Raw genomic sequence first — 12,107 nt, forward strand, 5'->3', positions numbered from 1 at the left:
GCCCCGCATCCCGAAAGGTGACCATGGACTACCGCTACCACTGCTCCGTTCCCGCCGTTGACGGCCGGAACACGCTGCCCTTCAATCCCTGTCGACTGCTGGACTTCACAGTGCTGCGGCTGTCGGCCGGCGAGTCCTGGACCGGCGAGTCCGCTGACCGGGAGATCCTGGCCGTCATCCTCGGTGGCACGGCCAGCTTCACCGTCGCCGACCGCCACTTCCCGCAGGTCGGCCAACGTCCGGACGTCTTCTCCGGCAAGCCGCACTCCGTCTACATCCCGGCCGGCTCCGCGGTGACCGTCGAGGCGGTCACCGCCGTGGAGATAGCCCTACCCAGCGCACCCAGCGAACTGGCCACCGATCCCTATGTCATCGCACCGGAGCAGGTCGTGAGCGGCCGCTGGGGAGCGGCCAACTTCGGCCGTACCTATCACCAGATCCTCACCGAAGTCTCCCAGCCGGACCTGCCCGCCCGCCGGCTCATCGTCGGCGAGACCTACACGCCCTCGGGCAACTGGAGCACCTACCCGCCACACCGGCACAAGGTCGACGACCTGCCCGCCGAGGCCGCACACGAGGAGATGTACTACTACCGCGTCAACCCGGCGAACGGGTTCGGCATCAGCCGGGTCTACACCGACGACGGGTACGAGGAGAACGTCACCATCCGTGACCACGTGATGCAGATGATGCCCGAGGGGTACCACACAGTGGTCAGCGCACCCGGCTACACGACCTATTTCCTGTGGTTCCTGGCCGGCACGCAACGCACCCAGGGTGCTCGCGAGGACGCCGACCTCGCCTGGGTGGGCCAGACGGTACCCACCCTGCGGGGCCTGGGCCTGTAGTGACGTCGGAGGGACCCATCGCAACGGCGGCTGCCGTCGTTCCTCTGCCTCCGTTCCGGGGCCTTGGCGGGGCTCGACGGGTGGTCGTCCGAGAACCCGTGGTGCGAGGTGACGTCATTCGCTAGCTAACAGACCTTCGATGGCCCTATTGTGCTAGGCAACTAGTGAAATGGGGTGGCGAGGTGATCGAGTTCCACCTGGACGCACGGTCCGGGGTCGCGCCGTACATGCAGCTCATCCGACAGGTACGGCACGCGCTCCGGCTCGGAGTCCTGAACGAAGGCGACAAGCTGCCCACCGTGAAGGAGGTGGTGGCCCGGGTCGCGATCAACCCGAACACGGTGTCCAAGGCCTACCGCGAGTTGGAATACGAGGGCCTGGTCATAGCCCGGCCCGGGCTGGGCACGTTCGTCACCCGCACGCTGGTCGGCGACTCGCTGAGCAAGCACGAGCCGCTGCGGCAGGGCCTGGCCCGCTGGCTGACCGAGGCACGGGAGGCCGGCCTGGACGACGAGAGCATCGAGGCGCTCTTCCTCAGCAGCTTTCGGGCATTTTCGGAGGCCCGAGGATGACTAGCGCCCTGATCGCGGACGGTCTGACCAAGCGCTACGGGCGGCGCTCGGCACTGAAGGACTGCACTCTGGACATTCCGGCCGGCCACGTCGTGGGCCTGGTCGGGCCGAACGGCGCCGGTAAGTCCACGCTGCTGCAACTGGCCTGTGGGCTGCTCGATCCGACCGCGGGGCGGATCGAGGTGCTCGGCGCGCGGCCGGTCAGCGGGTCGCCGCAGGTCGGGTTCGTCGCGCAGGACACGCCGGTCTACGCCGGCCTGACCGTCGCCGACCACCTGCGGATGGGCGCGCACCTCAACCCGTCCTGGGACGCTGCGCTCGCCAAGCGGCGGATCGACCAGGTCGGCCTGGACCCGGCGCAGAAGGCGGGCAAGCTCTCCGGGGGCCAGCGCGCCCAACTGGCCCTGACCGTCGCTGCGGCGAAGCGCCCCAATCTGCTGCTGCTCGACGAGCCGGTGGCGGCACTCGACCCGCTCGCCCGGCGCAACTTCCTACAGGGGCTGATGGAGCTGACTGCAGAGCAGGGCATGAGCATCGTGATGTCCTCGCACCTGGTCGCCGACCTGGAACGGGTCTGTGACCACCTGATCGTGCTGGTCGCCTCTCGGGTGCGGGTGGCCGGCGACGTGGACGACCTGCTCGCCACTCACCACCGTCTGGTCGGGCGGCGGCGCGACACCGCCGACCTGGGTGCCGGGCGAGCCCTGGTCGAGCAGAGTCACACCGAGGTGCAGTCGACCCTGGTGGTGCGCAGCACCGCGCCGATCGTCGACCCGTCCTGGCAGGTCGACCGGCTGGACCTGGAGGACATCGTGCTGGCGTACATGAGCGGTGCCACCGGCGACGGGCCGGACCGGGTTCTGGAGGGACAACGATGATCTGGATGACCTGGCGGCAGTTCCGGACCCCGGCCCTGGCCACCGGCACCCTGTTGCTGGCGCTCCTGGGCGGTCTGGCGCTGACCTGGTCGGAGGTGACGCAGCTGGCCAGAGAGACCGGATACACCGGCTGCCAGGGCGATGCCTGTCGTGCCGCCGGCGAGGCGTTCCTCCAGGCGCTGCAACCGGGATGGGCGAGTGAGTTCCACATCGCCGCCATCGGGGCCCTGTACCTGCTACCTGCCCTGGTGGGCATCTTCTGGGGCGCGCCCCTGGTGGCCCGGGAGTTGGAGTCCGGCACATACCGCATGGTCTTCAGTCAGTCCGTCAGCCGCGGCCGCTGGCTGCTGGTCAAACTGGCGGCTGGCTGCGGTGCCGCCGCGCTCGGTGCCGGCCTGCTCAGCCTGGTGCTGACCGAGTGGGCACAGCCGATCGACGGGGCCTCGGCGGACCGGATGAACCCGCTGGTGTTCGCGGCCCGGGGGATTGTGCCGGTTGGCTACGCGACGCTGGCCTTCGTGGTGGGTGTCGCCACCGGGCTGCTGCTGCGGCGGACTCTCGCCGCGATGGCGGTGACCCTGCTGGTGGTGATCAGCCTGCAGATCGCCGCCCCGTTCGTGGTGCGCCCCTGGCTGGCCCAGCCGGTCACCACGGTGAGCCCCCTGCACTTCGACGGTGATTTCGGGATCTCGATGAGCCCCGACACCGGGCGGATGACGGTCCATGTCGAGCCCGACCGTAGGGGTGACTGGATCGTGTCGAGCACCACGATCACCTCGACCGGAGCGGAGTTCACTGGTCCGGCCGACATGACCCAGTGCGGTCCGAGGGCATCCGGGGGGCGCGAGGCGTGCCAGAGATGGCTGGGGGAGCAGAACCTCAGCCTGAAGGTGAGCTACGTGCCCGGCTCGAAGTTCTGGGACCTGCAATGGCGGGAGTTCGGCGTGCTGTTCGCGTTGACCGTCGCGCTGTCCCTGTTCTCCCTCTGGTGGGTCCGCCGCCGACTGGTCTGACGGCAGGGCGGGTGGGGGCAGGTCGAGCGCCTGCCCCCATGGGTCTGTCAGCCCGTAGCTGTCGGCCGGGACGCCTCAATGCCAGCCGGCAGAGCGTCAGAAGCTGCTGACAAGCTTCACGAACGCCTCGTCGATCTTCGCGGGATCGGTGGCGTCGAAGGCCTTGCCCGAGGACGCCTTCGCGATCCGGTCCAGGGTGGCGAAGTCCGACTCCCGGTCGAAGGCGATGCAGAACACCTTCACCGGACGCCGCGGGTCCAGGGCGACCTCGGCGAGCAACCGGGCCAGGTCGTTGTCCTTGTTGTACTCGTTCTTGCCGTCGGTCAGCACCACTATCGCGTTGATCCGCTGCGGGTCGTACCGGTCGAGCAGTTCTCGGTGTGCGGCCCGGATCGTCGCGTAGAGCGCGGTGCTGCCCGCGACCTCCAGGCCGGCGATCTTGCTGTTGATCCGCTTCTGATCGAACCCGCCGAGAGGTACCTCCTGCCGATAGGGGCTCTTCGGCTGCTGCTGCGTCTCCGAGGAGAACGACCAGAGCCCCACCCGGTCTTCGGTGTTGAGCAGGGCGAGGCCCTTGCCCGCCGCTGCCGAGGCCACCTGGAAACGGGTACGGGTGCCGACCTTGGCCAGCATGGACCCAGAGGTGTCCAGGGCGATCAGGATGTTGGCCTTCTTGCGGAGTGTGCGCCAGCCGTCCAGCATCGCGCCGACCACCTGTGGCTCCGGCGGCTCGAAGTAGCTCAGCCCGCCGGTGGGTTCGGCGCCGACGCTGGCAAGCAACTCCGCCGAGGCGCGGCGCTCATGATCCCGGAAGCCGAGGCGGGCAAATCTCTCCTGCTGGGTGTCCTCGGTCAGGAATTTCTGGAAGTCGGCTGCCGCCGCGCGCTGCCGCTCATCGGCGGAGGGCAGCACGACGAACGGGTGGTCCAGGTTGAACGTGCCCTCCTTAGGATGGATGGCGACCAGCGGGACGTTCGGCCGGCGGCCCCGCTCCTGCCCTTCCTGCCGAGGGCTCAGCGCGCCGGTGTTGTAGAGGTCCACCAGCTCCTCCTGCAGGACGATGGCACTCATGTCGTCCGTGCTACCCGCCCCGCCGGCCAGGTCCGCCTCGGCGAGGCTGCGCAGCAGGTCCACCGAGTCGTCGCTGTAGTGCGACACGTTGGCCTCGATCCGGCGGACGAACTGGGTGACCTCCGGGTCTGCCAGGTCGGACTGGGTCAGGTCACTGGCCCGTTGCACCGCCGCGTAGTAGGTGGCGATGGTCGCCGCCAGCCCGGAGGTGGACAGGTTCGGGTTGTCCTTGCCGAAGGTGAAGCGGCCCCACTCCGGCTTGCCGAAGCCCGCCCACCCGTCCCGCCCGGAGAGGTCCAGGATCTCTCCCCAGCCCAGCGGTCCTTGCTTGCGTACCAGTTCGGCCTTGGGCTGCGGCATCGCGATCACCAGCGGGCTGTTGGCGATCGACGGGTACTGGTCCGGAGTCTGCAGCTCCCGCCCGGCGGCTTCGTCGAGCAGCCGGAGCTGGCCGGTCCACAGGCTCGACGTCGGCAGCCAGACCTGTGGTTGCGGCAGGCCGGTGTGGGTCCAGCCGGTGGCCAAGGCCTCGGTGGCCTTGCCCGAGTTCAACGCGCTGACGTGCACCTGGGCGCAGCCGCCGCCCTTGATCGATCGGTCGCTGCGGTTGTAACGCTCGGCCAGGTCGACCAGCAGAGCCGCCTTCTCCGTCGAGGAGTTGACCTGGAGGATGGTGGCGCAGTCTCTGCCCGCTTCGCGCTGCCGGACGAACACGAACGCCCCGGCGATGACCACCAGCCCGGCGGTGACGGCGGCGCTGTACGGCAACCACTGCCGCGTACGCGTAGCGGGTGGGGCCATCGGGACGTCCTCCTCGGCGGGCGGCTGGTGGCAGTCAACCTATCGATCCGGCGCCAGTCGGCGACCTCGACCCCAGGGCGCCGGTCACCCGCGGTCGGACCGTCTCCCGAGGGCCGTCGCGACCAGCAGTCGAACCACGTAGACCACGACGAAGGCGACCGCGCCGACCGCGGCGGCCGGGCCGACCGCGCTCGACGCGACGTAGCCGGCGGCGGCGCCAACCGAACCCAGGAAGAGCGCGGTCGAGATGCCCCAGGCGTCAAGGGCCTCACTATGCAGTCGCCGCGACGTGCCGCCTCCTACAGCACCAACGCCGGGCTCCGTCGGTGGCAGGTGCGTCGGCTGGGTCTGCACCGGCAGGTGCGCCGGCTGAACCGGTCGGGCCTGGGTCGGCACCGTCGGCCGGGCCGGAACCTGCGTCGCGCCCGGTTGCGGCGCCGTCGGCGTGATCTGGGGGAGCGGTTGGTCCGGCGTCGGCGCGCCCGCGGTCTCGTTGCCGACCTCGAGCAGGCTCTCCCGACGTAGCGGCTCGGTGACCCTGCCGTCCTGCCGAAGCAGCCGCACCAACACGCGCTCGGCAGCCGGCCGGTCCGCCGGATCCTTGGCCAGGCACTCCCGGATCAGCTCGTCCAGAACGGGAGGCATCGCCGGCAGGTCGGGCGGATCGTGCAGCACCCGGTGCATCACGGCGAAGAGCGAATCGCTGCCGAAAGGCGGCCGACCACCGGCGGCGAAGGCGATCGTGGCCGCCCAGGCGAAGACGTCGCAGGGTGGACCGATCGCGTCGTCGCGGAACCGCTCCGGCGCCATGTACGCGGTGGTCCCCATGACCCGGCTGGACGCCGTCTCGGTGTTGCCCAGCGCCCGAGCGATACCGAAGTCGATCACCCGAGGACCGTCCTGGCCCAGCACGACGTTGTCCGGCTTCAGATCGCAGTGCACCACCCCGGCACTGTGGATCGCCGCCAGCGCCGTGACGGTGCCGACCGCGAGCCGGTGCAGAGCGTTACCGGTCACCGGACCACGCTCGCGGACGTGCCGGTGCAGGGTCAGGCCCTCGATGAACTCGCTGACCACGTAGGGCCGCTCGCCATCCACCTCGGCGAAGAGCACCTGCGCGGTGCAGAACGGAGCGACCCGGCGGGCGGCGGCGATCTCCTTGACGAACTGCGACCGCGCCCGTGGATCACTCAGATCGACGTTGACCATCTTGACCGCGACCCGGTCACCGGCGTCGTCCTCGCCGAGATAGACGACCCCCTGCCCACCCGCCCCCAATCGCCCGACCAGGCGATACGGGCCGGCGGTGACCGGGTCGTGCGTCCACAGTTTCGTCAACCCTGGCACCGGCGGGCCGGCCAGCTCTGACATCCCGACTCCATCAGCGTCGTGCCCGGCCACCGGCGGCGCAGGACATGGTCATCGTGCCATGTCGGCCGCCGACGACCGAGGACGTTCAACCGTGGATCGAGGTCGAAGAGCGCCCACTCGCCGGGGACGTTGCCGACCTAGGTCTTCGTGCGGCCGGCGACCCGGCGGAGGGCCAGGTAGGCGACCCCCGCGGCCAACACCCAGGGTGCGGCGACGAGGACCGGGTCGAGTGGGTGGTGTACGCGATCGACCCGCTTGCCGCGCAGGCGTGACGATAGCCCGTGGTGCGTGAACTCGCTCAGGACGCCGGTCTCGGTGATCGGATTGTCAGGATGGCGGGTCAGGAACGACGCCAAGGTGCCCTCGACCACGTCCACGCGGTCGGCGGCGAGCAGGAGCAGCCAGTGGGCGGCGCGTCCCTCGCTGTACCGGCGGGAGCTGGGTGAGCGGCGACTCAGCCTGTCGGAGTGGAGCGACACCCACCGCAGCCCGCGTGCCGGCGCCGCGGTTTCGTGTCGGCGCCGGGCGGCCGGCGCGGTTGCGGTCCAGTGGCAGAACTTCACCGACCGTTCTAGGCTCTTCTCTGGGTCAAGCCACGTGCCCGACACGATCCCGAGTCTCGGGAGGTCCGCACGTGACCCGACGAGCCAGCAACCGCAGCGGCCGTGAAGGCCCACCTGATGTCCATTGATACAGGTTTGCAGACGGCTGGCGACTCGCCCGGTCTGAGCACGACGCGACCTCCCCACGCGGGGGTCGCGACGACGCCCACACCGGACAGCGGAGGAACCATGACCATCACTTCGACAGGCCGGCCTGCACAGACGAACAGCCTGGCTGACCGCAGCACCACACCTGAGTCGCCGGCCAGTCACCTCCTCGCCGTGATGGTCGCGCTGCCGGCTGGCCACCCGTCCAGGCCCGCCGCCCGCGCCCGGGCCATCGAGGCCTGGCTTCCGCTGGCCCATCACCTCGCCCGGCGCTACAACGGCCGCGGCGAGCCGAACGAGGACCTGACCCAGACGGCGGCACTGGGGCTGATCAACGCGATCGACAGGTTCGACCCGTCCCGTGGAATCGAATTCGTCAGCTTCGCGGTCCCCACCATCGTGGGGGAGATCAAGCGTCACTTCCGTGACCGCACCTGGGACGTCCGCGTTCCCCGGCGGCTGCAGGAGCGGCGGATGGCCATCGGCGAGGCCAACAACAGCCTCACCCAGCTGCTGGGCCGCTCGCCGACCGTCGCCGACATCGCCCGACACCTGGACCTCACGGAGGAGGAGATCCTCGAAGGGCTGGAAGGCGCCCGCGCCTACAACGCGGTCTCACTGTCCACCCCGTTCGGCGATGGCACGACCTCCAGGGAACTGGGCGACACTCTCGGCGGCGACGACAACGAACTCGCCCTGGCCGAGCTGAAAGTGGCTCTCACGTCGGCGGTGGCGATCCTTGACGACCGGGAACGGAGGGTCATCGCACTTCGCTTTCACGGCAACCTGACCCAGCAGAGCATCGCCGAGCAGATCGGGGTGTCACAGATGCACGTCTCCCGACTGCTGACCCGTGCGCTGGCCAAGCTGAGGGTGCAGCTCACTGCCATCCCGTGAGGGGCGGGCCGGTGACCTGCGGCGGTCGGTGGGTCCGGCCGCCGCAGGGCCGACGGCGCCCTCGCCGTGATGCCGGAACGGCAGGGTGGCGATCAGGGTGTGATCTTGGCAGCTGGTCCAGCGCCCTAGCTTCCGGGTATGGGCCTGTCATCGTGCTGTCTGGTGGAGGTCGCGGTCTCGATGAGCGATCTACCGGTCTCGGCCGCCTTGACCCGCAGGATCAGGTAGGCCTCCTCGGCCGTGCTGTGCCGCTGGTGCATGATCATGCCGAGGGCCTGCTGGATCACGGCACGCACGGCGAAGGCCTCGATGAGTCCGCTGACGAGTTCCTCGGTGCCCGGATCCGACGACGGCGGATCGGAGGCTCCGGTGCGGGTGCGCTCCGGGTCGTACACCGTCCAGATCCGGTCGGTCAGCGGTGCCATCATGTCGGGATCATGGCCGTAGAGGTTGAGCGCGGCGACGGGCACGCCGGCACCGGCGAACAGCGGGATGGACAGCGATGCCCGCAGACCCAGGCCCAGCGCCGCCTCGCGGAACCTGGGCCAGGCCATTGTCGCCGCGATGTCCGGCACGGCGACGGGCACACCGACGTCGAGCGCGTCCAGGCACGGCCCGGTCTGGTCGGCGTACTGGGCGAGGTCGACAGCGAGTGCGATCTCGCTGCTCATGGCGACCGTTGTCGGCGCGCCGTCGCGCGTCCGTGTGACCGACGCATAACTCACCGGGGCTACGAGGTCAGCGGTCAACTGCACGATCCGCTGCAACAGATCATCGATCAATGAGGCGTCATTCGGGGTTTCGGCGAGACCGACCAGACCATCCGCGAGCGCGCCGCGTACTTCCCGTCGGGATCCCGGCGGTGAATACGGTGGCTTCGCCATGAGAAATCTCCTTCGACAGTCGATGGTCCAGTGCCCCATCCGGGTCAACTTACGCATCATCCGAGCAGCCGGCTGAGCCCACTGATCCGCAGGAGTCGCAGGACCCTGTCGTTCGCGCCCAGCACAGCCAGCCGACCCGATGCGCGCTCCTCCGAGCACGTTGGCTCCGGCCGCGCTGCGGTTGCAGGCGTTGACCGATCCGACAACGGCGCGATAGCCGTCGGTTATCGCAGTACATCCGAATCAGCTGCCCCAGCGGCTTGATCCGATGGTGGTTGGCGGCGGATGACCAGCAGAGCGATGTCGTCCGTAGGGTGCTCTTCCGCGGTGGTGACCATGATGTGGTCGCACAACGCCTCGGCTGGCCCGGACCGCACGGCGCCGGCGAGGCGCCCGATGCCGGTATCGATCAGCTCATTGCGACGTTCGACCAGTCCGTCGGTGTAGAAGACGAGCGCCGCGCCCGGCGGTAGGTCCAGGACGGTGGTGCGGCGACTGGTTGATGGTCGGCCCACGCCGAGGGGCCGGTCCACCGTCAGGTTGACAGGCTGGGTGGGATGGCCGGGGACAGCCAGCAGCGGTGGCAGATGGCCTGCGGAGGAGAGGTGCACCGTCGTGCGGTCGGGTGCAATCAGGGCGTAGACGGCGGTGGTGAGAGTGCCCGCCTCGAAGTGGTGGATCTTGCGGTCGAGGGAGGTCAGCGCCACGGCGGGATCGTCGGAATCGAGCGCGTAGGCGCGTAGCGCGCTGCGGATGCGTCCCATGACGACGGCGGAGGGCAGCCCGTGGCCGGAGACATCACCGATGACGGCGCCCAACCAGCCCGAGGGCAACGTGAACACGTCATACCAGTCGCCGCCGATGCCCAGGTCGTGGCCGGGCACGTACCGGGCGGCCAGGTCCAGGCCGGGGATGTCGGGTAGTCGGCCGGGCAGCAGGCTGTGTTGCAGGGCAAGCGCCGCCTGCCGGTCGAGGACCTGCGCTCGAGCCTGACCTGCGAGGCTGGCGCGATCGGCAACGAGCTGCAACAGCTTCACGTCTTCCGGGCCGAACCGCCGCAGGGCCAGGGAGCCGACGTGTAGTACGCCGACGAGGCTGCCGTTGGCGAGCATGGGCACACCCAGCAGGGCACGTACGCCCGTGGCGAGCAGGATGGGATTGACCACATCGTCGGGCGTGACGTCATGGATCGTGACCGGCGCGCGTGTCGCCGCCACTCGTCCGGCGAAGCCGCGTCCGACCCGGACGCGGAAACCTCGACGTACTTCCTCCTCCAGGCCCTTGGCCGCTGTCGCGACGAGCTCGCCGGTGTGGTCGTCCAGCAGGAGGATGGTGGCGGTGTCGACCTTGAGCAGGTCCCGGACCCGCTCAAGTAGCTCGTCGAGCAACTCGGCGACGTTCAGCCCCGAGAGGGCAGCATCGGTGATCGCCTCGATACGTCGCAGCCGCTCCTCGTTCGTCACCACCTCCGCATCAGCCACTCAAGCAGCCTAGACGCCGGCACGCCGCCGACGGCACGTCAGGAGCGAGATCAACAGTGTCGTGCCTCCGACGTGGGGTACCTTCCCAAGTCACATTGATGCAATGGTCGACTGGTGAACCCGTTCCGGGACGCTGTCCACCCCAATGCCACCGGCAAGGTCACCGGCTTCACGTCCGACAGGGAGGGGAATCGATGGTGAACCCGCCGCTCGACCACCATGCCCCCACCGCCAGGAAACCCCTGCTCTCGACGTCATTCACCCTCGCCGACCTCAACCGCGTCCGACACGAGGTTGAGGCCGTCAGTCGCCGGTGCGGCCTCGACCACGACGACATCGAGAACTGGGTCATCGCGGTCAACGAACTGATGATCAACGTGGTTCGGCACGGGGGCGGCAGCGGTGACCTACGCCTGCTCCTGGACCGCCGGCTCACCTGTGAGGTCAGCGACCAGGGGCGGGGGTTCAACACCGCTCGCTACGTTCCGCCCGCCGAGCGACCGCCCCTGTCCGATACGGGAGGAATGGGCCTGTGGGTGGTCGGGCAGATGGCCGACTACCTCCTCGTCGACAGCGGACCCGCAGGCACCACCATCCGCATCGCGGCGCGCGCCAGCGGCACTCTCGGCTAGCCGTCAGCCGCGCGGCTGAAGGAACTGCTCGTAACTGTCTCGCCGGCGCTGGCGCGGCACGGCGACCTGCCGTACGTCGAGTTCAGCAGTCGAAATAGAGGGCGAACTCGTGCGGGGTCGGGCGTAGCGCCATGGGCTCGACCTCGTTGGCGCGCTTCCAGTAGACCCAGGTGGAGATCAGGTCCGGGGAGAAGACGCCGCCCGCGAGCAGGTAGTCGTGGTCGTGAGCCAGGGAGTCCAACGCCTGCGCGAGGGAGCCGGGGACCTGCTTGACGTCGCCCCACTCCTCGGGTGGGAGGTCGTAGAGGTCCTTGTCGATCGGCGTCGGGGGCTCGATCTTGCTCTTGATGCCGTCGAGGCCGGCCATCATCATGGCCGAGAAGGCCAGGTAGACGTTGGCCGACGGGTCCGGGACGCGGAACTCGACGCGCTTGGCCTTCGGGTTCGCGCCGGTGACCGGGATGCGGGTGCAGGCCGACCGGTTGCGCTGCGAGTAGACCAGGTTGACCGGCGCCTCGAAGCCCGGCACCAGGCGGCGGTACGAGTTGATCGTCGGGTTGGTGAAGGCCAGCAGCGACGGCGCGTGGTGCAGCAGACCGCCGATGTACCAGCGGGCCATGTCGGACAGGCCGGCGTAGCCGGTCTCGTCGTAGAACAGCGGCTCGCCGTTGAGCCAGAGGCTCTGGTGGGTGTGCATGCCGGAGCCGTTGTCGCCGAACAGCGGCTTGGGCATGAACGTGGCGGTCTTACCGTTGGCCCAGGCCTCGTTCTTCACGATGTACTTGAACAGTTGGAGCTGGTCACCGGCGTGCAGCAGGGTGGAGAACCAGTAGTTGATCTCAGACTGGCCGGCGGTGCCGACCTCGTGGTGTGAGCGTTCGACGTTGAAGCCGGTGTCGACGAGGCGGCGCACGATCGAGTCACGCAGGTCGGCGTAGTGGTCGACCGG

12 protein-coding genes are annotated in these 12,107 nt (G+C 69.2%); 6 read left to right on the forward strand and 6 right to left on the reverse strand.

Features of this window, described 5'->3' with window-relative positions:
- Positions 1–23 precede the first annotated feature (23 nt).
- The 4 genes from iolB to GA0070561_RS23915 all read left to right on the forward strand — a co-directional run bounded on the left by iolB (position 24) and on the right by GA0070561_RS23915 (position 3,311).
- Positions 24–848, forward strand: a complete 825-nt coding sequence (gene iolB, locus GA0070561_RS23900) for a 5-deoxy-glucuronate isomerase (RefSeq protein ID WP_208603852.1) — start codon at positions 24–26, stop codon at positions 846–848.
- A gap of 182 nt (positions 849–1,030) precedes the next feature.
- Positions 1,031–1,420 carry a GntR family transcriptional regulator gene (locus GA0070561_RS23905; RefSeq protein ID WP_091405364.1) on the forward strand — a complete coding sequence of 130 codons (390 nt, stop codon included), beginning with the start codon at positions 1,031–1,033 and terminating at the stop codon, positions 1,418–1,420.
- On the forward strand, positions 1,417–2,298 hold the full coding sequence (locus tag GA0070561_RS23910) for an ABC transporter ATP-binding protein (protein WP_091405173.1): 882 nt from the start codon (positions 1,417–1,419) through the stop codon (positions 2,296–2,298). Before GA0070561_RS23905 ends, GA0070561_RS23910 begins: the two co-directional genes overlap by 4 nt.
- Positions 2,299–2,303: 5 nt before the next feature.
- Positions 2,304–3,311, forward strand: coding sequence for an ABC transporter permease subunit (locus GA0070561_RS23915; protein ID WP_244166407.1), 1,008 nt, complete (start codon positions 2,304–2,306; stop codon positions 3,309–3,311).
- Positions 3,312–3,407: 96 nt separating this feature from the next.
- Here the strand turns inward: GA0070561_RS23915 and GA0070561_RS23920 are convergent, their stop codons facing one another.
- The 3 genes from GA0070561_RS23920 to GA0070561_RS23930 all read right to left on the reverse strand — a co-directional run bounded on the left by GA0070561_RS23920 (position 3,408) and on the right by GA0070561_RS23930 (position 7,033).
- Positions 3,408–5,183 (reverse strand): substrate-binding and vWA domain-containing protein, encoded by a 1,776-nt coding sequence (locus GA0070561_RS23920; protein ID WP_091405179.1) that lies wholly within the window; start codon positions 5,181–5,183, stop codon positions 3,408–3,410.
- A gap of 84 nt (positions 5,184–5,267) precedes the next feature.
- Entirely contained in the window at positions 5,268–6,554 is a 1,287-nt protein-coding gene (locus GA0070561_RS23925) for a serine/threonine-protein kinase (protein ID WP_091405181.1), read from the reverse strand.
- A 137-nt stretch (positions 6,555–6,691) separates the two neighbouring features.
- Positions 6,692–7,033, reverse strand: coding sequence for a hypothetical protein (locus GA0070561_RS23930; RefSeq protein WP_141710444.1), 342 nt, complete (start codon positions 7,031–7,033; stop codon positions 6,692–6,694).
- A gap of 312 nt (positions 7,034–7,345) precedes the next feature.
- Between GA0070561_RS23930 and GA0070561_RS23935 the strand changes: the two genes are divergently transcribed.
- The gene (locus GA0070561_RS23935) at positions 7,346–8,161 is read left to right on the forward strand and encodes a SigB/SigF/SigG family RNA polymerase sigma factor (RefSeq protein WP_091405186.1); all 816 of its coding nucleotides are present in this window, start codon (positions 7,346–7,348) and stop codon (positions 8,159–8,161) included.
- Positions 8,162–8,286: 125 nt separating this feature from the next.
- Here the strand turns inward: GA0070561_RS23935 and GA0070561_RS23940 are convergent, their stop codons facing one another.
- Together GA0070561_RS23940 and GA0070561_RS23945 are read right to left on the reverse strand one after the other, a co-directional pair.
- The gene (locus GA0070561_RS23940; RefSeq protein ID WP_167362480.1) at positions 8,287–9,045 is read right to left on the reverse strand and encodes a GAF and ANTAR domain-containing protein; all 759 of its coding nucleotides are present in this window, start codon (positions 9,043–9,045) and stop codon (positions 8,287–8,289) included.
- A 224-nt stretch (positions 9,046–9,269) separates the two neighbouring features.
- Entirely contained in the window at positions 9,270–10,526 is a 1,257-nt protein-coding gene (locus tag GA0070561_RS23945; protein WP_091405192.1) for a PP2C family protein-serine/threonine phosphatase, read from the reverse strand.
- Positions 10,527–10,720: 194 nt separating this feature from the next.
- On the opposite strand from GA0070561_RS23945, the gene GA0070561_RS23950 reads away from it, so the two are divergent.
- Complete coding sequence (locus GA0070561_RS23950; protein WP_167362481.1) at positions 10,721–11,158, forward strand: ATP-binding protein; 438 nt, start codon at positions 10,721–10,723, stop codon at positions 11,156–11,158.
- An 82-nt stretch (positions 11,159–11,240) separates the two neighbouring features.
- On the opposite strand, the gene GA0070561_RS23955 is transcribed toward GA0070561_RS23950, so the two are convergent.
- On the reverse strand, positions 11,241–12,107 hold an 867-nt coding region (locus GA0070561_RS23955; protein ID WP_482194122.1), incomplete at its 5' end, for a type I glutamate--ammonia ligase.

This window comes from Micromonospora saelicesensis, assembly GCF_900091575.1.
Taxonomy (GTDB): Bacteria; Actinomycetota; Actinomycetes; order Mycobacteriales; family Micromonosporaceae; genus Micromonospora; species Micromonospora saelicesensis.